We start from the raw sequence: 21,924 nt of genomic DNA, 5'->3' as shown, positions 1-21,924 counted from the left end.
CGCCCCTGCCGGATCCGGGACGGCCCGGCCCGGCCCGCGGGGACGGACTCAGGCGTCGGCGGACTCCCCGTCCAGGTCGGCGGCGGGCGCCGCGAACCAGGTCGGCTCGTCGCGCAGGGCCTGGTGGATGCGGTCCACGGCGAACCGTTCCAGCGGGGGGAGCGCGTCCACGTCGAACCAGGCCACCTCCAGGGACTCGCTGTCGTTCGCCCGGGCCTCGCCGCCGGTCGCCCGGCAGCGGAAGGTGATGTCCTGGAACTGGCAGACGTCACCGTTGGGGTAGGTCATCGGCTCCAGCATCTGGACGAGGACCACCCGCTCGGGGACGCACCGCACGGCCGTCTCCTCGTACACCTCGCGCACGGCGGTCTCGGCGGGCTGCTCCCCAGGCTCGGCGATCCCGCCGATCACGGACCACCGCCCGGTGTCGGAGCGCCGGCCGAGCAGCACCCGGCCCCGGTCGTCGAGGACGATGGCCGTGACCCCGGGCAGCAGGAGCAGCCGGTGACCGGCGGTGGCACGGATCTCGCGGATGAAATCGGGAGTGGTCATGCCCCGACCCTACGAGGCCGGGGCGGCGACTCCCCGGTCAGGCAGCCCGGGGCGCGCGAATCCGACGGGTCAGGACCCAGCCGAGCCCGCCCGCGGCGAGGAGGAGCAGCGCGTACTCGGGCAGCGGTCCCACGACGGTGGCCGGGGTACGGGTGGAGCGCAGCGGGATCTCGGCGACCAGCGCGTCGGCGGTGAACATCTTCGTCTGCTGCACGACCTTCCCGTCGGGACGGATCACCGCACTCACCCCGCTGGTGACGGGCACGAGGACGGTGCGGCTGTGCTCGACGGCACGGACCCGGTCCATGGCGAGCTGCTGGTAGGTCATCTGGGTCCGGCCGAACGTGGCGTTGTTGCTGGGTACGGCGATCACCTGGGCGCCGTCCCGGACGGTGGAGCGGACGGCGTCGTCGAAGGCGGCCTCGAAGCAGGTGACCATGCCGACGCCGCTGCCGGCCATGTCGAAGACGCCGGGTTCCTTGCCGGGGCCGAAGTCGCGGCGCACCCGGTCCACGTCCGAGCTGAAGAGCCGGACGAAGGAGCGCATCGGGATGCGCTCGCCGAAGGGCTGGATCTTCCGCTTGTCGTAGGTCTCGGTGGGGCCGGCCACCGGGTCCCAGAGGATCACCGTGTTCCGCAGCGGTCCGGTCTCCGGGGCCACGACGGCGCCGATGGCGACGGGCACGCCGATGGCCTTGACCGCCGTGTCGATGGCCTCGTACGCGTCGGGCTCGGCGTACGGGTCCAGGTCGGAGGAGTTCTCCGGCCAGACGACGAAGTCGGGCTTCGGGGCACGGCCGGCCTTGACGTCGTCGGCGAGCTGGATGGTCCGGTTGACGTGGTTGTCCAGGACCTGGCGGCGCTGGGCGTTGAAGTCGAAGCCCAGGCGCGGCACGTTGCCCTGGATGACGGCGGCCACGGCCGTGCCGTCCTCGGCCGCGTCGGAGACCAGGGGCCGGGCCGCGAGGCCGGCGCCGATGGGCACGGCGACGGTGAGCGCGGCCAGCGCCGCGGTGGCGCGCCGGGGGCGGTCGAGGGCGACGCGCAGGGCCGCGTAGAGGCCGAATCCGCAGAGGGCCACGGCGAAGGAGAGCAGCGGGGTGCCGCCGAGGGCGGCGATGGGGGTGAAGACTCCGTCGGCCTGGCCGAAGGCGAGCTTGCCCCAGGGGAATCCGCCGAAGGGGGCACGGGCGCGCAGGGCCTCGCCCGCGACCCAGACGGCCGCGGCGAACAGCGGCCAGGCCGGGAGGCGGCTGACGAGGGCGACGCCGAGGCCGGTGACTCCGATGAAGAGGGCCTCGACGGCGGCCAGCGCCAGCCACGGCACCGCCCCGACCTCCGCACCGGTCCAGACGAGCAGCGGCAGCAGGAAGCCGAGCCCGGCGAGGAACCCGAGGCCGAAGCCTGCCCGGGCGCGGCGACCGTGGAGGCAGCCGGCGAGCAGGGCGAGGGCGAGGGGGGCCAGCCACCACAGGGGGCGGGGCGGGAAGCTGAGGTAGAGCAGTACCCCGGCGAGGGCGGCGAGCGCTGCGCGCAGCAGGGCGGCGCCCTTCCGTTTCGCGCCGGGGGCGGGGTGCGCCGCGGCTTCGGTCGGGGCTCCGGATCCGGGGTGCGCGGGCTCGTTCCCGGCCGCGCGGGTGACACTGCTGCTCATCTGGCGGAGTGTACGTCCCCGTGCGCCGGGCGTCGGTAAGCAGTTATCGGGCGAGGGCCCGAAGGTGGGCGCGGATGACCCGGACGGCGTTCTCGGCGTCGTCGACGGTGACCGTGAAGCGCTTCCCGTCGCCGAGCCGCACCTCCAGCCCCTCGCCGCGCCGGACGATGACCGCGGTGCCCCTCTCGGGGCGCCAGCGGTAGCCCCAGCCACCCCACTGCTGGGGGGTGATCCGGGGGACGAACTCGGCGGACGTCACCTCCGCGAGGCGGATCTTGCGGCGCGGCAGGCCGACGTGGCCGCATCGGACTTCGATGGCCTCGGAGTCGATGGTGACGTCCACGTGGACGAAGGCGAGGGTGCCGTAGAGGATGAGCAGCCCCACCGCGAGGCAGCCGATCACGGACATGAGCAGCGGGACGATGCCGGAGGTCCAGGCGTTGTCGACGGCGAGCTCGATGCCGAGCGCCAGACAGGCCGCACCGGCGGCCGCGAGCAGCCACTGCACACGGTTGGAGGCCCGGCCCGCCCAGAGCGGACCCGGAGGGTGACCCGTCATGTGTAGCAGCGTACTCACGTTCCGCATGCGCGCCACCGCCCTCTCACCCGCTCTCCGCATCGCGCCTCTGCCCGTGCTTGACCTGAACCAAACTTGAGGTTCTACGGTCCCCGGTATGACCATTCACCAGGCAGTCGAGAGCAATGTCCCCGAGCGCTACCGCACCGCGGTGGTGCCGCACATCATGGTGGCCGACGCGCCCGCCGCGATCGCGTTCTACGTCCGGGCCTTCGGCGCCGTCGAGGAGTTCAGGATCGACCGGCCCGAGGGCGGGGTGCTGCACGCCGAGATACGGATCGGCGAGGCGGTCCTGATGCTGGGCGACACCTCCGAAGGCCCCTTCACCGCCCCTCCGGCCCTGGGCGGGACCTCGGTCGCGCTGCACGTGTTCGTACCGGACGTGGACGCGCTCGCCCGGACCGCCGTGGCGGCCGGAGCGGAGCTGGTACAAGAGCCCGCCGACCAGTTCCACGGCGACCGGACCGCCATCCTGCGGGATCCGTCCGGGCACCTGTGGGTCTTCCTGACCCACCTGGAGGAGGTCTCCCGGGAGGAGTTGACGCGCCGGCTCGCCGGGGCGTAGGCCTCCGACGACGGCCAGGCCCCTGCCGCCGGGGCGCCGGATCCGGCGTCGGACCACGGCCGTGGTACTACACCTGCGGTACCACGGCCGTGGTTATGCTGGCGGGGTGAATCAGGACCGGAGGAACCGGCTGCGGGACGCGGCCATCGCCGTACTGGCCGAGGCGGGCGGGCGAGGGCTGACGCACCGGGCCGTAGACGCGGCGGCCGCCGTACCCACGGGCACGGCCAAGAACTACTTCCCGAGCCGCGACGCGCTGCTGCGGGCGGTGGCGGAGCGCTGCCTGGAGCAGTACCGGGCGCTGGCCTCCGCCCTGGCGGGGGCCGACACCGGACCGGCCGACGCTCGAGAGCTCGCGGCGCTGCTCGCGGGCCTGCTGCGGGATGTGGCGGGCCCCGGGCGGCCGCGCATGCTGGCGTACCTGGAACTGCAGTCCGAGGCGACCCGGCGGCCCTGGCTGGCCGGGCTGCTGGACCCGATCGCGGCGTCGGACTTCGCGGCCCACGCGCAGCTGCTGCGTGGGGCCGGGCTGCCGGCGGGGCCCGAGCCGGCGCGCGCGCTCACCCTCGCTCTGCACGGCGCCATCCCCCACCTGCTGGCGGGCACTGCGGACACCCTGAAGGCGGCCGGCCTGGACGACCTCGACCGCTTCACCGGCGACCTGCTGGCCTCCGTATGCGCCCTGCGGGCACGGTGACGACCCGACTCGACCGGGCCGTGGGCGCCGTGGTCGGCTCGGCGGCGGGTGACGCGCTGGGGGCGCCGTACGAGTTCGGGCCTGCTGGGCAACTGAGTGCGCGAGGCGAGGAGATGCGGGGCGGCGGCGGGTGGGATCCGGGCGAGGCGACGGACGACACGCAGATGGCGGTGCTGGTCGGCGAGTCCCTGCTGGAGCACGGCGGCCTCGAACTCCCGGACGTCTTCGGCCGGTTCCAGCGATGGGCGGCCGGTCGGCCGAAGGACATCGACCTCCAGACGGAGGACGTGCTGACGAACGGCGAGCCCTGGGACCGCGCGGCCGCCCTGCACTTCCAGATCAACGCCCGCGCGGCGGGCAACGGTTCGCTGATGCGCGCGGCCACCTCGGCGGTCTATTTCGCGGGCGCCGGACGCGAGGGGACCATGGAGGCGGCGCGCCGGATCGCGGCACTGACGCACGGCGACCGGGCCGCCTGGGAGGGCACGGCCGTCCTGCACGAGCTGGTACGCGTGGCGCTGGACGGCGCCGATCCGCTGGCCGCCCTGCCCGCGACGCTCGGCGCGGTCCACCCGGACCACCGCGAACGCTACGGCCGCGTGCTCGACCCGGCGTGGCACCCCGGCCTCGCCACCGAGTTCAACGGGGCGGTGTGGCCCTGCCTGGGCTCGGCGGTGTGGGCGCTGCGGACGACCGGCGAGTTCGCGCAGGCGGTACGGGCCGCCGTGGACCTGGGCGGGGACACCGACACCGTGGCGGCGGTGACCGGAACCCTCGCCGGGGCCCGGTACGGGGACCACTCGATCCCCGGGCACTGGACGGCAGCGCTGCACGTGCCGCTGCCCGGGTTCGGGGACCGGGTCCTGGACGCGGACGATCTGCGCGAGCTGGCCCGGCGGCTGGCGTCGGCCGGGCCCGGCTGAGGGTCAGCCGACGGGCGCACCATGGCCGACGAGCAGCCGCCCCTCCGCGTACCCGAGGGCGGCGGCGGGAAGCGTTCCCACGCGCCCGCTGCGCAGGACGGTCAGGCCGCCGGTGACGGGCAGGGTGGGCTCGGGCCGGGCACCGATCCGGCGCAGTGCCTGGACGGCGACGGGCTCGGCGGAACCGTGGAAGACCAGCTCCGCGCCCTGCGTCCGGGCGGCCAGGGCGGCCCGGATCGCGGACTCGACCAGCTCGTAGTGCGTACAGCCGAGCACCACGTCGGTGACATCGGCCGGCGTCAGGGCGGCGGCCGCGGCGACGGCGGCCGTCACGGCGTCGTCGTCGGCGGCCTCGACGGCATCGGCGAGCCCGGGGCAGGGCACTTCGGTGACGTGGACCCCGGAGGCGAACTCGCGGATCAGGCCGCGCTGGTACGGGCTGCCGGTGGTGGCGGGGGTGGCCCAGATCGCCACGCGCCCGCCGGCGGCCGCGGCGGGCTTGATCGCCGGTACGGTCCCGATGACCGGGATACCCGGCTCCAGCTCGGCCCGCAGGGTGGGCAGGCTGTGCACGGAGGCGGTGTTGCAGGCCACGATCAGCGCCTCGGGGCGGTGCGTGGCCGCGGCCCGGGCGACGTCGAGGGCCCGCCCGGTGAGGTCGGCGGGGGTCCGCGGCCCCCAGGGCATCCCGTCGGGGTCGTTGGACAGGACCAGATCCGCGTCCGGCCGCAGCCGCCGCACCGCCGCGGCCGCCGCGAGGAGGCCGATTCCGGAGTCCATGAGCGCGATCTTCACCCGCTCACCTTAGTCGACGCCCCCGTCGTGCTCCCTCCCGCCCGGGCCCCGACACCTTCCCGGAGCGGGGCCGCCCGGTCCACCGCCTTGCGGCGGGCCGGCAGCTGGACGGGCTCGGCGGGGCGTACGGGGCGGGGCGGGCCCGGGCCGGGGGACCGCGCCCGCGCCGGTCTGCCTTGTCCGGCGCCTTCGACCACCCGCCGCCGCCCGCCGAAAGGCGGAGCCCGGGCGGGTCGGCGCCGGGTCCGCCGCGCCTGCGCCGCACCGCACCGCGGACCACCGGCACCCCGGCCCCGGCCCGGCCGGCGGGGCCCGCCGCACCCGGGGCGGCCGGATGCGCGACACGCCCCGCGCGGCCCGGCACACTGCGGCCATGGGCCTCCTCACCGCCGCCTGCGCGGCCTACGCCTCCCTCGCCGCCTGGGTCTGGCTCACCCTCGCCCAGGGCATGTTCTGGCGCACCGACGTCCGCCTCCCCCCGCGTACCGCCCCCGCCCGCTGGCCCTCCGTGGCCATCGTCGTCCCGGCCCGGGACGAGGCCGAGGTACTGCCCCGCAGCCTGCCCTCCCTCATCGCCCAGGACTATCCCGGCGAGGCCGAGGTCATCCTGGTCGACGACGGCAGTACGGACGGGACGGCCACCCTCGCCCTGCGCCTCGCCCGCGAGCATCCGGGGCTCCCGCTCACCGTCACCTCCCCCGGCGATCCCGCCCCCGGCTGGACCGGCAAGCTCTGGGCCCTGCGCCACGGCATCGCGCTGGCCCGCACCTCGCACGCCGCCGAGCCCGACTACCTCCTCCTCACCGACGCCGACATCGCGCACGAGCCCGACAGCCTCCGCGAGCTGGTCGCCGCCGCGACCTCCGCCGACCTCGACCTCGTCTCCCAGATGGCGCGGCTGCGTGTCGCCGGCCTCTGGGAGCGGCTCGTCGTACCCGCCTTCGTGTACTTCTTCGCCCAGCTCTACCCCTTCCGCCGGATCAACCGCCCCGCCGCCCGCACCGCGGCGGCCGCCGGCGGTTGCGTCCTGCTGCGCACCGGGGCCGCCGTGCGCGCGGGCGTGCCCGACGTCATCCGCCACGCGGTCATCGACGACGTCTCGCTCGCCCGCGCGGTCCAGCGCTCCGGCGGCCGGATCTGGCTCGGGCTGGCGGAGCGGGTCGACAGCGTGCGGCCGTACCCCGCGCTCGGCGACCTGTGGCGGATGATCTCGCGCAGCGCCTACGCGCAACTGCGCCACAAGCCCCTCCTGCTCGCCGGCACGGTCGCGGGCCTGACGCTCGTGTACCTCGTACCCCCCGCCGCCCTTCTGGCCGGGCTCGCCGGCGGACAGCCGGCGATCGCGTGGGCCGGCGGCCTGGCCTGGCTGCTGATGGCCGGCACGTACCTGCCGATGCTGCGCTACTACGGGCAGTCCGCCACCCTCGCGCCGCTGCTTCCGCTCACGGCGCTGCTGTACCTCCTGATGACCGTCGACTCGGCGGTCCAGCACTACCGGGGGCGGGGCGCGGCATGGAAGGGCCGTACCTATGCCCGTCCCAGTGACGCCTGAAACGGCGAACTGCTGCCCGAAACAACGTCATCCGAGGTCACCGGCTTGTGACGCTGCGTCAGCAGCAAGTCGGTGCACTGCACAACCGGTGAGTACGAGTGGGACATGCTGGGGCGGAAGTGGCGAATCGTGCACGTGAACGTCAAGTGAAAGCTGTGGCCCTGACCTGCGAATATGCAGGTCAGGGCGGTGTTCGGGCCACCTCGCTATGGACCCCGTGAATTCGTGGGCTTAACTTAGGTCCCATGACCTCCCCCCGCTCCACTTATGGCGGCGGTTACTACTCCGCGCCCTCCTTCCCGGACACCCCCATCTACGACTCCCTCGTCGCCGAACGGGGCACTCCGCAGATCGCCCCGATCCGCGTTCCGGCCGCCTACGACTCCCCGAGCGCCGGGTATTCGAGCGGTGGGTACCTGCCGGCCCTCGCGTCGTCGCTGCCGGCCCTGCCCCCGGCGACGCCTCAGCAGCAATCGCCCGCGTACGGATACCCGTACCAGCAGCAGGGCGCACCGCAGCCGATGCCGCTGCAGAACGCGCCCGCCCCCTACATCCCGCAGCAGCAGCCGATGGCCGCCCGCGCGGGGTACATGCCGCAGCCCCAGCCGCAGCAGCCCCGCCCGCTCGCCAATGCCACCGGGTACGAGGCCATGCGCCCGGCCGCGCCGCGTCCGATGCAGGCTCCCGCGCCGGTACCGGCCGCCTCGTACGAGGACCCGTACGGCCGCCCGTACCAGGGGCGCGGCTACTGACGGAGGAGCGTTAACCGCTGGGGCGGTGGAGGGGCGGCTGGCAGGATGCCCCCATGGCGAACTTGTATGTCCAGGCGCTTCACGTCCATCCCGTCAAGTCGGTAGCGGGGACAGCTCCCGACGAGGTGGCCGTGGAGCCCTGGGGGCTGTCCGGGGACCGGCGGTGGGCGCTGGTCGACTCCGGGGGAACTGTCATAACCCAACGCCAGCAACCGCGACTTGCCCTGGCCTGCGCCCGTCCGCTCGACGGCGGCCGGATCGCGGTCTCGGCTCCCGGAATGGCGGAACTGGTCGTGGAGGCACCCGCACAGGGTTCGCTGGAGCCGGTCCTGCTGTTCGGGAAGAAGATCGACACCGTGGTCGCGGCGAGTGCCGCGGCCGACTGGTTCAGCGCGTACCTCGGAGAGCCGGCGCGGCTGGTGCACCTGGACGATCCGGCCGTACGACGGCCCGTGGATCCGGACTACGCGCTGCCTGGCGAAACGGTGAGCCTGGCTGACGCCTACCCGCTGCTGATCACCACCCTGGCCTCGCTGGACGCGCTCAACGCGCTGATCGCGCAAGGGAAACATCCGCAGGAGGGCCCGCTGCCGATGAACCGGTTCCGCCCCAATGTGGTGGTCTCCGGCGCGGAAGCCTGGGCCGAGGACGGCTGGCGGCGCATCGCGATCGGCGACGCCGTCTTCCGCGGGGTCCGGGAGTGCGGGCGGTGCGTCGTCACCACCACCGACCAGCGGACGGCGGAACGGGGCAAGGAGCCGCTGAAGACCCTTGCCGTGCACCGGCGGATCGGAAAGTCGCTGGCCTTCGGACGGCAGCTGGTGCCGGTGCGGCTGGGCACGGTGCGCGTCGGCGACGAGGTCCGCGTCCTGGAATGACCCGTGAACGACCTTTTGGAAATGAACTGTCGCGAATGGACTGTCGCGAATGAACCGCCTGTAATGATCTGCCTCGTACGAGCTGCCTCGAACGGCCTGTCGCACGGCTGCGAACGGCCGCCGGAATGACACCTTCGAGGGGCTCCGTCCCCAGGCTGGAACCAACTGGTGCGACCACGCCGTTGGAGCAGTCAGGACATGTGGACACCCGCGAGGACCGGCACGGGCACCGGCGCATGACCAGCGCCGGGAGCTGGCTCCGGATCGGGTGGCACAGGTCTCGCGCGTCCCGGAATGCGCGTCCCCGGGGCGTGCGGAAGGCTTGGACGCGCAGGCAGGCGGAGGCAAAGGGGGTGCCGGACCGTGTGGACAGCAATGGGTGTGTGGCGTTGGCGGCGCAATCCGCTGCGCCGGCCGACCGATCTCTTCGAGGCCTGGGTGGCGTTCGCCGCGCTGGTGTGCGTCCTGCTGGTGGCTCCGGCCATCGGCTGGGTCGCGGGTGTGCAGGTCGACGGGACGCTGCAGCGGGCCGCGCGCGAGCAGCGGCAGGAGCGGCATCTGGTTCCGGCGGTGGTGGTCCGGCCCGCCTCGGAATCGGCGTCGGCGTCGGCTTCGGCTTCGGCTTCGGCTTCGGCTTCGGCTTCGGCGTCGCCGACCGGCGCGCCCGCCGATCCCTCCGCGCAGCAGACGGCCCCGCAGCGTACGCAGATCGTGGCCGCGTGGACCGCTCCCGACGGCAGCAGCCACGAGGGGACGGTGCCGGCCGCGGAGGAACCGCCGCGCCCCGGCGAGCGGTTCCGGATATGGACCGATGCGCACGGCCGGGTGGTGGGGCAGCCGCTCGACCCGTCCTCGGCCGCCGTCCACGCCGGGGTGGCGGGCCTGGCGGCCGCGATCGCGGTGGCCGTACTGGGAGAGACGGTCCGCCGGCTGGTCGTACGGCGGCTCATGCATCAGCGGTACGTACGGCTGGACCGCGCGTGGGCGGCGGCCGGGCCGGACTGGGGCCGGGCGGGCGCGGGCAGTTGACCTGGCAACTCACCGGCCCCGCGCGCGCTACGGTGGACCGGCCAGACCAGAGCGTCCGCATCGGCGGCGCGGCGAGTAAGAGGGTGGGGGCACGACAGCACCATGGCTCAGGGCACGGTCCAGGTGACGCACGGCGGGGCTTCGCGGTGGCGGCGCCGCTCCGGTGAGTATCCGACGCTGGCGGCGGCTCTGGCCGTCGCGGGCGACGGGGACGTGCTGTCCATCTCTCCCGGCACCTACCGGGAGAACCTGGTGCTGCACCATGCCGTCACCCTGCGCGGGCCCGAGGGCGGCCTGGGGTCGGTGCGGATCGCCCCGCTCGACGGGGTCGCGCTGACCGTGCGCGCCTCGGCCGTGGTCCAGGACCTGCACCTGGAGGGCCAGGACCGGGCCGCGCCCGCGCTGCTGGTGGAGGACGGCGCCCCCGAGCTCACCGACCTGCGGGTGAGCACGCGGTCGGCGGCCGGCATCGAGGTACGCGGCAGCGGGGCCCGGCCCCTGGTCCGGCGGTGCACGGTGGAGAATCCGAGCGGGGTCGGGATCGCCGTGCTGGACGGCGGCGGCGGAGTGTTCGAGGAGTGCGAGGTCGTGGCCGCCGGGCAGACCGGTATCTCGGTGCGCGGCGGCGGCCGCCCCCGGCTGGAGCGCTGCCGGGTCCACCACGCCACGGGCACTGGCATCGGGGTCACGGGCGAGGGTTCGGGCCTGGAGGCGCTGGGCTGCGAGGTGTACGAGATCAAGGGCTCCGGCGTGCAGATCGCGGCCCGCGCCACGGCCCGGCTCACGGACTGTGCGGTGCACCGCACCACGGCCGACGGGGTCACCCTGGACACCGACGCGGTGCTCACCCTGGCCGGCTGCGACATCCACGACATCCCGGAGAACGCGATCGACCTGCGGTCCCGTTCGGTGCTCACGCTCAGCCGCACCACGGTGCGCCGCTTCGGCCGCAACGGCCTGTCGGTGTGGGACCCGGGGACCCGGGTCGACGCCGAATCCTGCGAGATCCACGACAGCACGGGCGACTATCCGGCGGTGTGGATCAGTGACGGGGCCGCCGTGTCGCTCGACTCCTGCCGGGTCCACGACGTGCCGGACGCGCTGTTCGTACTGGACCGGGGTTCGCGTGTGGACGTGGTCGACAGCGATCTGTCCCAGGTGCGCAACACCGCGGTGTCGGTGAGCGACGGGGCCACCGCGCAGCTCGACGACTGCCGGATCCGCGAAGCGGCCACCGGGGCCTGGTTCCGCGACCACGGCAGCGGGGGCACCCTCGCCAACTGCACCATCGACGCCGTGCAGACCGGCGTGATCGTCACGAAGGGCGCGGACCCCACCCTGGAGCGGTGCACGGTCACCTCCCCCGCCGAGGCCGGGTTCTACGTGTCGGCGGGCGGCCGCGGCACCTTCACGGCCTGCCGGGTGACGGGCAGTTCCGGCTTCGGCTTCCACGTCCTCGACGGCTGCCGCACCGCCCTGGCGCGCTGTCACACCGAGCGCTGCGCACGCGGCGGGTACGAGTTCCCCGAGACCGGGCCGGTCGCCGAGGACTGCACCGGCGACGAGTCCGTCGCCCGCCCGGCGGCCCAGGCCGCCGCGGGCGGGGCGTTCGCCGGGGCGCACGCGGGCATCCGTACGGACACCGCCGGGCAGAGTCCCGTACTCCGGGCGGCGGAGGTACCGGCGGCGCGGCCCGCCGGCCCGGCGGACGGCGGGGCCGCGCCGACGGCTGCGGCCACCGCTGCGCCCGCCCGGGGCTCGGGTGAGGTTCTGGGGCAACTCGACGCGCTGGTCGGCCTCGACAGCGTCAAGCGCGAGGTGCGCGCGCTCACCGACATGATCGAGGTGGGCCGGCGGCGGCAGCAGGCGGGCCTGAAGGCCGCGTCGGTGCGCCGGCACCTGGTCTTCACCGGCTCACCGGGCACGGGCAAGACCACCGTCGCCCGGCTGTACGGGGAGATCCTCGCCTCCCTCGGGGTTCTGGAGCGCGGGCACCTCGTCGAGGTGTCCCGCGTGGACCTGGTCGGCGAGCACATCGGCTCCACCGCGATCCGTACGCAGGAGGCCTTCGACCGGGCGCGCGGCGGGGTCCTGTTCATCGACGAGGCGTACGCGCTGGCGCCGGAGGACTCCGGCCGGGACTTCGGCCGCGAGGCGATCGACACCCTGGTCAAGCTGATGGAGGACCACCGCGAGGCGGTGGTGGTGATCGTCGCCGGGTACACGGCGGAGATGGAACGCTTCCTGACCGTGAACCCGGGGGTGGCCTCACGGTTCTCCCGGACCATCACCTTCGGCGACTACGGGCCGGGGGAACTGCTGCGGATCGTCGAGCAGCAGGCGGAGGAGCACGAGTACCGGCTCGGGGAGGGCACCTGCGAGGCGCTGCTGACGTACTTCACGGAGCTGCCGAAGGGGCCGGCCTTCGGCAACGGCCGCACGGCGCGCCAGACCTTCGAGTCGATGGTGGAGCGGCACGCGGGGCGGGTGGCTCAGTTGTCGGAGCCGAGCAAGGACGAGCTCACCCTGCTGTTCCCGGCGGATCTGCCGGGGCAGCCCGCGCCTTGCTGAGGCTCCGGCCCGGTACTCCCCCGGCTTCCTCCCCCGGACTCCCTCCGGGGGGACCCCCAGGGCGGGGCACCTGGGCCCGTGCCGCCGTGTCCAGGCGCGCGAGCAGGGCGTCGCGTTCGGCGGCGAAGGCCGGATCCGCCTGGTAGTCGGAGTGGCCGAGGATCGGCGCGGGCAGCGGGTGGCGGGCACTGCGGCCGTAGGCGAGCGGGTCGGCCAGCGGGCCGCGGTCCACGCCCTCCTGTGTGCCGGGGAGCACCGGGCCGCCGATGGGGTCCGTGGCCCGCCACAGGTTGCGCCAGCAGTCGACCTCCCGGTGCAGCGCGGTGAGCGGGCCGGGGCCGAAGTAGGCGGGGAACCAGCGGCCGTAGAGGCGGCCGAGCGGGGAGCCGTAGGTGAGCAGGGCGACCCGGCGGCGGACGGGCGGCGGCAACTGCCAGACGGCGGCCGCGGCGAGCACACTGCCCTGGGAGTGGCCGGAGATCACCAGACGGCCGCCGGTGCGGCCGGTCCAGCCGGCCATCCGCCAGGTCAGGTCGGGGACGGCGCGCTCGGCGTAGCAGGGCGGTGCGAAAGGGTGGGCGGCGCGCGGCCAGAAGGTGCCGACGTCCCACAGGATTCCTATGGTGCGGCGCGCGGCGGGGTCCCGGTAGGCGCGGCGGCCCCAGGTGACGAAGAGGACGAAACCGAAGCCTATGAGCCAGGACCCGGTGTCCTGGGCGGCGCGGGCGGCGCCCTCCAGGAGCGGCCCGGTCCCGCGGGCCGCCTCGCCCGGGACCCGCCCGGTGGACCAGGCTCCGGCGAGCGCTCCCGCGCCGAGCAGGAGGGTGATCCCGGAGACGGCCGCCACGAACCACGGCGCGGAGTCGGTGAGCGCGGCGGCGGCCCTGGCCCCGGCGATCCGGCGGCTGCGGGCCTGATCGGGCGTCTCCCCCGGGTACTCGGCGGCGACCGTCGCGGCGAGCCGGCGCCGGATCCGGGCTCCGCGCGCCGCGAACCAGGCGGCGAGCAGGGCCAGTACGAGGAGCAGCGGCGGAAGCACGGCGGCCTGCCAGGACAGCAGTACGGGCGGGCCGGGCAGCGGCGCCCCGGCCATGCCTGGGGTGGCTCCCCCGTCCAGCCAGTCGGCGACGCGCTGGGCGACCCCGCCTGACATCACCCCGCCGAGCGCGCAGCCGAGCATGGCGACGGCCGGCCCGCCGAGGCCGTGCAGGGCGGCGGCCGGGTCGGGGGCCCGGCGGTGGAGGTACGCGGCGACGCCGGTGAGGGCGAGCACGCAGACGCCCTGGCCCAGCATGAGGATCCCGAAGGCGAAGTCCCCGGGGAGCCGCCCGGCGGAGGTCCAGCCGGGACGCGGCCAGCAGGCGTACAGGAGGACGGCGGCGAGGAGGGCGAGGGCGGCGCCCGGCAGCAGGGTGACGGCGGCCCGGTCGAGCCGGTGGTCGGGCCGGGCCTCGGTGCGGCCGCGCCGGCAGACGACCCAGGCCACGGTGAGTCCCCCGGCGACGAGCAGTGACTGTGCGGCCCAGCCCAGGACTTCGAGTACGGCGGAACCGGCGCGGCGGTCGTGGCGGGCGGTGGGCGCGGCCACGGCCGCGGCCACGGTGAGCAGCCCGGCGGCGGTGTGCGCGGCGCGCAGGCGGGCCACGAGCCGCCGCCCGTACCAGAATCCGGGGCGGCCGAGCGCGGGCGCGGTGTCCGACGCGGTGTCCGGGTCGGTGGCGCCGGCGGGCGGCGGCTGGGACTCGTAGGCGCTCCACGTACGGTTCGACAGGAACCAGAGCAGCCCGGTCAGCGCTGCGGGGACCAGGGCCGCGAGGGCCAGGCGGCGCCCGGGCCGGGCCCACCAGCCGCCCCCGGGCGCGAGGAAGCGGAGCCAGGATCGCGAGCCGGCGCAGGTGCCGGAGCCCGCGCACTGCCAGGCGAACAGGTCGAGCGCGACCTCGCAGGCGGCCGCGATCAGCAGCACGGTCAGGCCGAGCGCGAGGATCCGTACGAGCACCCCGTACGTGCGTACCGTGCGCGGCGCGGGGTCGGCGGCGAGCGTGGCCGGGCGGGCCCAGTGGGCGAGGTTGGCCACCATGAAGGGCAGGAGCAGCAGCCACAGGGCGCGGGCGCCGTTGCCGGAGGTGAGCCGGGACCAGCAGTAGGCCTCGGGGACGGGCCGCCCGGGGTAGCGCTCGGGGTGGGCTTCGGCGTCGGCGTCCTCGGTGCGGCGGAAGACGGCCGCGGTGGAGTCGCCGGTGACGCGCACGGTGCGCGGGTCGCCGAGCAGCTCGGCGGGAGCGGCGCCGGCGACGCCGTGGACCAGGAGTTCCAGGGCGAGGGGTGGTTCGGAGGCGAGGGGCGGTTCTGGGGCGCGGTGCAGTTCCGGGGCGAGGGGCGGTTCCGGGGCGAGGGGCGGTTCGGGGCTGGGGGCATCCGGCAAAGCGGCCTCCGCTCGCGGGGCGTGATCGGCGCGGTTCCAGCATCCCGCGCGGTGGACCGCCTGCCCAGCCCCCGCACCGCGGGTTTCGGCCTCGGGGCGGACTTCTGACTGATAGTCAGTTAGGGTCACCCTGTTCCGCGCGCGCGTTCCGCAGACCACCCCAGGGGGCAACGCCATGACTCTGCGCCGACTCCGCCCGGTGGGGCTGGACTTCATCGAGGACGCGCCCGTACGGCTGGTCTTCGCCGCGCGGACCACCGCCGCCCCCGAGGCCGTGTACGGGGCGCTGGCGGAGGAGGTCGAGGGCTGGCCGCGGTGGTTCAGGGCCGTCACCCTGGCCCGCCCCACGCACGGCGGCGCGGGTCGCGAGATCAAGCTGGTGGGCGGGGTGCGCTTCCAGGAGACGATCATGGCCGCGGACCCCGAACGGCGGTACGCGTACCGGGTCGACGAGACCAACGCCCCCGGTGCCCGCGCCCTCTTGGAAGAGTGGCGGCTGACCCCCGCCGGCTCGGGCACGCACGTCCGCTGGACCTTCGCCGCGGACGGGCCCGCCCTCTTCCGGCTGACCCTCGCCGCCGCCCGCCCGGGCCTGGGCCGCTCCTTCCGTACGGCGGTCCGTACGCTCGACGGCCGCCTCACCGGGCGGCGCGGGGCGGATCAGTAGTCGCCGCCCGCTCCCGTCACCCGGTGCTCCCGGGCGAGGTCTCCGTAGCCTCCCGCGCCCCACACCGTCGCCCGGAACTCCTGCAGGGACATCGCCGGCCCCTCGGCGAAGTGGACCACCGCGCAGCGCGCACAGCACCAGCCGCGGGACCAGACCTCCTCGGCGGCGTCCCGGCCGGCGGCGATCCGCGCCCGGAAGGCACGTTGGATCCGTACGGCCGCGACGATGAGCAGGACCGCCCCGAGCAGCGCGAAGGTCGAGATCCAGCCGAGGAACAGGAGCCCGGCCCCGGGCTCGGGCGGGGCTTGCCCATGGGCGCCGCCCCAGAGTTGGAGCGACCCCTGGGGCACGCTCTCCGGCGGGTCGGCGAACCATTTCCCGCCCGCCGCCCCGCCGATGAACGTGCCGATCGACACCAGGATCAACAGCACGCCCAGAGCGGTCCGCCCGGCGGTCACCGGCGCGGGCGGGGTCGCGGCCAGCGCTGCCGCCAGCCGGGGGACGACCTCCCGGGTGGGGACGCTCCGCTCGTCACCGCGGGTGCCGCCCTGCTGGAGCCGGCTGTGCCCGCTGAGGCAGACGGCGGGGACGGCGCGCACCTCGTCCGAGCGTCGGCAGCTCGGACACTCCAACGGCGACGCCCGCGCCGCGCTCCCGGGCCCGTCCCCCGCACCCGTACCCGTACCCGTACCCGTTTCCGCACCTGTCTGGGCCCGCGTACGCGCGTCCCGCTCCGGCCTGTTGTACGCGATGCCCGCCATGACTTCCCCCGAAGCTCCGCCGTGATCGAAGTCCGCACAGCGTAGCCAGCGGACTGCGGCTCGAACAGGGCGAGCTCACGAAGCGGGGCGCCAGCGTCAGGCGATGGGCTCGCGCCAGACTCCGGTCGTCAGCAGCGTCTCGATCGTGCGCGCGTAGGGGGCGATGTCGAGCCCCTGCGACGCCAGCCACGCGTCGGAGTAGTACTTGTCCAGGTAGCGGTCGCCCGGGTCGCAGAGGAGGGTGACGACACTGCCCGTACGGCCCTCCGCCACCATCTCCGAGATGATCTTCAGCGCGCTCCACAGGCCGGTGCCGGTCGAGCCGCCGGCCTTGCGCCCTATGGCCGTCTCCAGCGCGCGGCACGCGGCGACGCTCGCCGCGTCCGGGACCTTCATCATCCGGTCGATGGCGCCGGGGACGAAGCTCGGCTCCATGCGCGGCCGGCCGATGCCCTCGATGCGCGAGCCGCAATCGCTGCTCGCGTCCGGGTCGTTGTTGGTCCAGCCGTCGAAGAAACAGGAGTTCTCCGGGTCCGGGACGCAGATGCGGGTGTCGTGCTGCATGTAGTGCACGTAGCGCGCGATGGTGGCGGACGTGCCGCCGGTGCCGGCGGTGGCCACGATCCAGGCGGGCTCGGGGAAACGTTCCAGCCGCAGCTGCTGGTACATCGATTCGGCGATGTTGTTGTTGCCGCGCCAGTCGGTGGCCCGCTCCGCGTAGGTGAACTGGTCCATGTAGTGGCCGCCGGTACGGGCGGCCAATTGCGCCGATTCCTCGTACATCTTCATCGAATCGTCCACGAAGTGGCATACGCCGCCGTGGAATTCGATGAGGCGGCACTTCTCCGGGCTGGTCGTGCGCGGCATGACGGCGATGAACGGGACGCCGATCAGCTTGGCGAAGTACGCCTCGGAGACGGCCGTGGAACCGGACGAGGCCTCGATGACCGGGCGGCCGGGGCGGATCCAGCCGTTGCACAGGGCGTAGAGGAACAGCGAGCGGGCGAGGCGGTGCTTGAGGGAGCCCGTCGGATGCGTGGACTCGTCCTTGAGGTAGAGGTCGATGCCCCAGGCCTCGGGGAGCGGGAAGCGCAGCAGGTGGGTGTCCGCGGAGCGGTTGGCGTCCGCCTGGACCTTACGGACGGCCTCCTTCAGCCAGGCGCGGTAGTCCGCGTCGCTGCGGTCGACGTCGACGGTCGTGGCAGTCGTACCGCTGGTACCGGTGGTGCTCATGCGCCGTGCTCCTTTGTGCGTGTATTCGCCCCCTGCTTTCGCAATGTACCTCCCTCACCTGCACAAACAGTCACTTTGGGGTTCCATGCGAATCGCTTTTGGTCGCATTCGGTTGCACTGTGGAGCACCGTGGGTGACCCTGGTGGAGCATTACCGAGGGTGCAGCACCCGTAACACTCATTTCGGGGAGTCGCAGCCGTGATCAGTCATTCCCGCAGACACTGCGTCGTCGAACTGCAGGCGCTGCCGTCGCGCATAGGCCAGATCCGCAGAATCATTTCCGCGCAATTGCGTCACTGGCAGCTCGATCCGCTCATAGACCGGGCCGCGCTCGGAGTGACGGAACTGCTGAGCAACGTCCATCGCCACGCGCAGCCGGACAAAACGTGCACCGTCGAGATCGAATTCCGACTCGGGCGGCTCACTGTCTCGGTCATCGACAGCGATCCGCGGCTTCCGGAGATCCGGGAGGCGGTCGCGGGGTCCCTGGAGACCTGCGGGCGCGGGCTCGCGCTCGTGGAGGCGCTCAGCGAGGCCTGGGGCGCCCGGCATCAGGCGGACGGTCCGGGCAAGGTCGTGTGGTTCTCGCTCACCGCGGCCCCCACGCCGGCGGCTTTGCCGCAGCCGGTACGCATCGGGACCAAGCCCGTACGAGAACCCGCCCGGACCGCGATCGTCGCCGTGGACCCGGTGACCGTATCGACAGGCGTGTCGGTGGCGGCGTCGGTCGGCGTCAGGCCCGGGTAGCGCACGGCGGCGGCACCCCGGACGGCCCGGCAGCCGACCGGGGAACCCGAGCGAGGCCCGGACAGACCCGGGCCGAGCCGGGCCGAGCCGAGCCGGCCCCGGCCGGGCGGCGAACCCGGCCATGGGCGGTCGGTTCTACGCCGCGGCGCCCAACGCCCCCAGCGGGTCGTCGAGCACGGGCTGCCACGCCAGCTCCGCCGCGCCGACCAGGCTGTTGTGGTCCAGGGTGCACGGCAGGATCGGAACGCCCCCGCTGCGCCCCCACAGGCTGCGGTCCGCGACCACCGCGCGCAGCCGCTCCGGGTCGGCGTACAGCAGCTCCCGGTGCAGCCCGCCCAGGATGATCCGGTCCGGGTTCAGGATGTTGACCAGGCCCGCGAGGCCGAGCCCGAGCCGGTCGATCAGCTCCTCGGCGGCCGCCCGTACCGCCGGCTCCGCGTACTCCGCGCTCAACAGGTCGCGGGCCTGCTGGAGCAGCGACACCTCCGGGCCGGGCGTGCGCCCCGCCGCCGTGAGGAAGGCCAGCGGGTCGGCCTCCACGTCCAGGCAGCCGCGGCCGCCGCAGTGGCAGGGGCGCCCCTCGGGGTTCACCGTGAGGTGGCCGACCTCCAGGGCCAGGCCCGAACTCCCGCTGTGCAGGCGGCCGTCCAGCACCAGCGCCCCGCCGACCCCGCGGTGCCCGGTGGCCACGCACAGCAGGTGCTGCGCGCTGCGCCCCGCGCCGTGCCGGTGCTCGGCGAGGGCCGCGAGGTTGACGTCGTTACCGGTGAAGGCCGGGCCGTTGATCCCGGCCGCCTTCACGCACTCCGCGAAGACGGCCCGTACGGGGGAACCGGGGGGCCAGGCCAGGTGCAGCGGGTTCAGCGCCGTCCCATCCGGCTCGGCGACCGCGGAGGGGACCGCGAGCCCCGCGCCGATGCAGCGGCGGCCGCTCTCCGCGAGCAGCGCTGCCCCGGCCTCCACCACCGCGCCGAGTACCTGCGCCGGGTCGGCTGCGACGGTGAGCTTGCCGGGGGCGGTGGCCACGATGCGGCCGCCCAGACCGACCAGCGCGGCCCGGAAACCGTCCGCGTGCACTTGCGCGGCCAGCGCCACGGGGCCGTTCTCGTCGACCGACAGGCGGTGCGAGGGGCGGCCCTGGGCGCCGCCCGCGCCACCGGGGCGGGAGTCGACACGGATCAGCCCGAGCGCCTCCAGCTCGGCGGCGACCGCTCCGGCGGTCGCGCGGGTGACCCCGAGCTCGGCCGTCAGGACGGCCCGGGTCGGTGCACGGCCGGTGTGGACGAGCTCCAGCGCCGGGCCGAGCGCGCTGCGGCCACGCTCCAGTTTGGCCCTCGTGGAAGCCGACGAAGCCGACGAAGCGGTAGAAGCCGTGGAAGCCGTAGAAGGCGTGGCCACCGTGGTCACATCCCCCACCCGCGGCGGGGCCCCGTTGCCGTTCATGGCATCGATCCTCCCATGATCGGGGGCCCTCGGATGCCGCCCCGCCAGCCGAGGCCGCCGACCCGGAGGGTGATGTTCAGCCGACCGGTGTGCCCGAGCCCTCCCGGGGCGGTGCCCGGCAGGGCCTTCGGCACCCGTGACGGGCCGGTCGAACGAACGGAGGGACGCGCTCGATCGGGAAGAGTTCCCCGTCCCTGGCCCCCACTGCCGCGGGCCTGCTGGCAGACTCCCGGCATGGAGATCAACGACTTCGTGAAGACCCTTGAGCGAGACGGCGAGCTGCTGGCCGACGTGGCGGAACAGGCGGGTACGACCGCCCTCGTGCCCACCTGTCCGGGATGGCACGTCGCCGATCTGCTGCGGCACACCGGCTCGGTGCACCGCTGGGCGGCCGGGTACGTCGAGGGGGGACTGCTGGAGGGGGCGCCCTTCCCCGACGCCCCGGAGCTGGCCGGCGCGGAGCTGCTCGCCTGGTTCCGCGAAGGACACGCGGCCCTGGTCCGCGCCCTGGGCGAGGCCCCGGCCGATGTGCAGTGCTGGACCTTCCTGCCCACCGCCCCGCCGTCGCCGCTCGCGTTCTGGGCGCGGCGCCAGGCCCATGAGACGGCCGTGCACCGGATGGACGCGGAGGCGGCGCTCGGTGTGGCGTTCTCGGCGGTGGCTCCCGAGTTCGCGGAGGACGGGGTGGACGAGCTGCTGACCGGCTTCCACGCGCGGCCGCGCAGCCGGGTGCGGACCCCGGAGCCCCGGGTGATGCGGGTCAGGGCCGTGGACACGGGCGCGGCGTGGACCGTACACCTGTCGCCGGAACCGCCGCGCACGGTGCTGGGTGCCACGGACGACGCGGTCGACTGCGAGGTGACGGGGGAGGCGGCCTGGCTGTACGCGGCGCTGTGGAACCGGCAGCCGCTGGCGGGTCCGGGGGTGACCGGCGACCTGGCACTGGCCCGCCTGTGGACCGAGGCCGCCGGGATCTGAGGAGGGCGGGATCCGAGGAGGGCGGCGGCGGGCGCCCGCCGGGCAGGCAGTAGGGTCGACTGCCTCAGTCGATCATGGGGGTCAGTCGATGTTCGTGTCTTCAGCGCGGTCTGCCGCGGTGCTCACCGTCGCCCTTGCGGCGTTCACCGTCTCCTGCGGCACGGAGCCCAGGACCCCGGGTGCCGGCCCGGCCGCCGCGGCGCCCTCCGTGTCCGCGTCCGTGGCCCCCGCGGCCGGGAATCCGACGGCCCCGGGTTCGGGGGCGCCGGGCTCAGGGGCCCCGGGTTCGGGGGCCGCGCCGTCTGCCGGCGCCCTCCCGGCCGAGAAGGTGCGGGACGCGTTCGCCGGTCTCCAGGCGACGCTGAACGACTCGTGCACTCCGGGCAACTGCGCGTACTTCCTCGGCCGGGTCCACGACGAGCTCCACCGCATGGACCGCGCGATGAAGAACGACCCGAAGGGGCCCGGCCACTTCCCCGAGCCGATCGACCTGATCGCGAAGCTCGACGAGGAACTCGGCGGGGACCGCTCCTTCGAGAACCTGAAGAAGCACCAGGCCTCGCTCATCGGCACCCGGGACAAGATCAACACCTGGATGCAGGGCCACCCGGACGACTACCGGTGATCCGGCCGCGGGCGTCCGCCGACCTCGACGCGTGCGCCGGCCTCCTCCGCGCGGTGCACGACCGCGACGGCTATCCGGTGAACTGGCCCGAGCGTCCCGCCGAGTGGCTGACGCCGCCCACCCTGCTGGCGGCCTGGGTGGCGGAGACGGACGGGCGGATCGCCGGTCACGTCGGCCTGGCGCGCAGCGGTCCGGGGGACCTCGCACCGGCCCTGTGGAGCGGGCGCGCGCGAGTACCCGTCGAGCGCACCGCCGTGGTCGGCCGCCTGTTCGCCTCGCCCGCCGCGCGCGGCCTCGGGGTCGGCGCACGACTGCTGGCGCGGGCCGTGCGGGAGGCGCGGGAACGTGGTCTGCATCCGGTCCTCGACGTCCTCGCCCACGACACCGCCGCGGTCGCCCTGTACGAACGAGAGGGCTGGAGCCTGCTGGGCACCGTCGACGAGCGGTGGAGCGCGACCCGGACCGTCACGGTGCACTGCTTCGCCGCACCGGCCTGACGC

Annotated in this window: 21 protein-coding genes; 13 read left to right on the top strand and 8 right to left on the bottom strand. The window is 74.7% G+C overall.

The features are described from left to right. Positions 1-48: 48 nt before the first annotated feature. The 3 genes from ACFYOB_RS08495 to ACFYOB_RS08485 are packed head-to-tail and all read right to left on the bottom strand — an operon-like array spanning position 49 to position 2,765. A complete protein-coding gene (locus ACFYOB_RS08495) occupies positions 49-552 on the bottom strand; it encodes an NUDIX domain-containing protein (protein WP_388556346.1) in 504 nt (167 codons plus the stop codon). Between the two features lie 37 nt (positions 553-589). Next, positions 590-2,206, bottom strand: a complete 1,617-nt coding sequence (gene lnt, locus ACFYOB_RS08490; RefSeq protein ID WP_388556343.1) for an apolipoprotein N-acyltransferase — start codon at positions 2,204-2,206, stop codon at positions 590-592. A 43-nt stretch (positions 2,207-2,249) separates the two neighbouring features. Then, positions 2,250-2,765, bottom strand: a complete 516-nt coding sequence (locus ACFYOB_RS08485) for a hypothetical protein (protein ID WP_388556340.1) — start codon at positions 2,763-2,765, stop codon at positions 2,250-2,252. A 115-nt stretch (positions 2,766-2,880) separates the two neighbouring features. Here ACFYOB_RS08485 and ACFYOB_RS08480 point away from each other — a divergent pair, with 115 nt between their 5' ends. The 3 genes from ACFYOB_RS08480 to ACFYOB_RS08470 all read left to right on the top strand — a co-directional run bounded on the left by ACFYOB_RS08480 (position 2,881) and on the right by ACFYOB_RS08470 (position 4,968). Then, positions 2,881-3,348, top strand: coding sequence for a VOC family protein (locus ACFYOB_RS08480; protein WP_388556337.1), 468 nt, complete (start codon positions 2,881-2,883; stop codon positions 3,346-3,348). Positions 3,349-3,454: 106 nt separating this feature from the next. After that, the gene (locus ACFYOB_RS08475) at positions 3,455-4,045 is read left to right on the top strand and encodes a TetR/AcrR family transcriptional regulator (RefSeq protein ID WP_388556334.1); all 591 of its coding nucleotides are present in this window, start codon (positions 3,455-3,457) and stop codon (positions 4,043-4,045) included. After that, positions 4,024-4,968 (top strand): ADP-ribosylglycohydrolase family protein, encoded by a 945-nt coding sequence (locus ACFYOB_RS08470; RefSeq protein ID WP_388556331.1) that lies wholly within the window; start codon positions 4,024-4,026, stop codon positions 4,966-4,968. Before ACFYOB_RS08475 ends, ACFYOB_RS08470 begins: the two co-directional genes overlap by 22 nt. Before the next feature lie 3 nt (positions 4,969-4,971). Here the strand turns inward: ACFYOB_RS08470 and ACFYOB_RS08465 are convergent, their stop codons facing one another. Then, on the bottom strand, positions 4,972-5,763 hold the full coding sequence (locus tag ACFYOB_RS08465; RefSeq protein ID WP_388556328.1) for a glutamate racemase: 792 nt from the start codon (positions 5,761-5,763) through the stop codon (positions 4,972-4,974). Between the two features lie 373 nt (positions 5,764-6,136). Here ACFYOB_RS08465 and ACFYOB_RS08460 point away from each other — a divergent pair, with 373 nt between their 5' ends. The 5 genes from ACFYOB_RS08460 (at position 6,137) to ACFYOB_RS08440 (ending at position 12,545) form a co-directional block, all read left to right on the top strand. Continuing rightward, positions 6,137-7,315 carry a glycosyltransferase gene (locus tag ACFYOB_RS08460; RefSeq protein ID WP_388556326.1) on the top strand — a complete coding sequence of 393 codons (1,179 nt, stop codon included), beginning with the start codon at positions 6,137-6,139 and terminating at the stop codon, positions 7,313-7,315. 245 nt (positions 7,316-7,560) lie between these two features. Next, the gene (locus tag ACFYOB_RS08455) at positions 7,561-8,067 is read left to right on the top strand and encodes a DUF6643 family protein (RefSeq protein WP_388556323.1); all 507 of its coding nucleotides are present in this window, start codon (positions 7,561-7,563) and stop codon (positions 8,065-8,067) included. Positions 8,068-8,120: 53 nt separating this feature from the next. Next, positions 8,121-8,945: an MOSC domain-containing protein gene (locus tag ACFYOB_RS08450; RefSeq protein WP_388556320.1), complete on the top strand. Its 825-nt coding sequence runs from the start codon at positions 8,121-8,123 to the stop codon at positions 8,943-8,945. Between the two features lie 375 nt (positions 8,946-9,320). Beyond that, positions 9,321-9,974, top strand: coding sequence for a hypothetical protein (locus ACFYOB_RS08445; RefSeq protein WP_388556317.1), 654 nt, complete (start codon positions 9,321-9,323; stop codon positions 9,972-9,974). 102 nt (positions 9,975-10,076) lie between these two features. Beyond that, positions 10,077-12,545, top strand: a complete 2,469-nt coding sequence (locus ACFYOB_RS08440; protein WP_388556314.1) for a right-handed parallel beta-helix repeat-containing protein — start codon at positions 10,077-10,079, stop codon at positions 12,543-12,545. Here the strand turns inward: ACFYOB_RS08440 and ACFYOB_RS08435 are convergent. Further along, the gene (locus ACFYOB_RS08435) at positions 12,496-14,910 is read right to left on the bottom strand and encodes a hypothetical protein (protein WP_388556788.1); all 2,415 of its coding nucleotides are present in this window, start codon (positions 14,908-14,910) and stop codon (positions 12,496-12,498) included. The two genes, ACFYOB_RS08440 and ACFYOB_RS08435, sit on opposite strands and share 50 nt — an antisense overlap. Before the next feature lie 235 nt (positions 14,911-15,145). Between ACFYOB_RS08435 and ACFYOB_RS08430 the strand changes: the two genes are divergently transcribed. After that, positions 15,146-15,637 (top strand): SRPBCC family protein, encoded by a 492-nt coding sequence (locus tag ACFYOB_RS08430; protein ID WP_388556311.1) that lies wholly within the window; start codon positions 15,146-15,148, stop codon positions 15,635-15,637. Here the strand turns inward: ACFYOB_RS08430 and ACFYOB_RS08425 are convergent. Then, complete coding sequence (locus ACFYOB_RS08425; protein WP_388556308.1) at positions 15,631-16,236, bottom strand: hypothetical protein; 606 nt, start codon at positions 16,234-16,236, stop codon at positions 15,631-15,633. The two genes, ACFYOB_RS08430 and ACFYOB_RS08425, sit on opposite strands and share 7 nt — an antisense overlap. 258 nt (positions 16,237-16,494) lie before the next feature. Further along, on the bottom strand, positions 16,495-17,631 hold the full coding sequence (locus tag ACFYOB_RS08420; RefSeq protein ID WP_388556305.1) for a PLP-dependent cysteine synthase family protein: 1,137 nt from the start codon (positions 17,629-17,631) through the stop codon (positions 16,495-16,497). A gap of 198 nt (positions 17,632-17,829) precedes the next feature. On the opposite strand from ACFYOB_RS08420, the gene ACFYOB_RS08415 reads away from it, so the two are divergent. Next, a complete protein-coding gene (locus ACFYOB_RS08415) occupies positions 17,830-18,378 on the top strand; it encodes an ATP-binding protein (protein WP_388556302.1) in 549 nt (182 codons plus the stop codon). Between the two features lie 135 nt (positions 18,379-18,513). Here ACFYOB_RS08415 and ACFYOB_RS08410 read toward each other — a convergent pair whose 3' ends face one another. Further along, entirely contained in the window at positions 18,514-19,821 is a 1,308-nt protein-coding gene (locus ACFYOB_RS08410; RefSeq protein ID WP_388556299.1) for an ROK family protein, read from the bottom strand. 234 nt (positions 19,822-20,055) lie between these two features. On the opposite strand from ACFYOB_RS08410, the gene ACFYOB_RS08405 reads away from it, so the two are divergent. From ACFYOB_RS08405 to ACFYOB_RS08395, 3 genes are all read left to right on the top strand, one after another. Further along, positions 20,056-20,799, top strand: a complete 744-nt coding sequence (locus ACFYOB_RS08405) for a maleylpyruvate isomerase family mycothiol-dependent enzyme (protein WP_388556296.1) — start codon at positions 20,056-20,058, stop codon at positions 20,797-20,799. Between the two features lie 88 nt (positions 20,800-20,887). Then, a complete protein-coding gene (locus ACFYOB_RS08400; RefSeq protein ID WP_388556293.1) occupies positions 20,888-21,424 on the top strand; it encodes a hypothetical protein in 537 nt (178 codons plus the stop codon). Next, the gene (locus tag ACFYOB_RS08395; RefSeq protein ID WP_388556785.1) at positions 21,424-21,921 is read left to right on the top strand and encodes a GNAT family N-acetyltransferase; all 498 of its coding nucleotides are present in this window, start codon (positions 21,424-21,426) and stop codon (positions 21,919-21,921) included. Before ACFYOB_RS08400 ends, ACFYOB_RS08395 begins: the two co-directional genes overlap by 1 nt. The last annotated feature ends 3 nt before the right edge of the window (positions 21,922-21,924 follow it).

Origin of the sequence: Streptomyces sp. NPDC006463 (genome assembly GCF_042870715.1) — a bacterium.
In the GTDB taxonomy this organism is placed as follows: Bacteria; Actinomycetota; Actinomycetes; order Streptomycetales; family Streptomycetaceae; genus Streptomyces.
The sequence above is the reverse complement of the archived record's forward strand: the minus strand, read 5'-3'. Positions and strand labels throughout refer to the sequence as shown.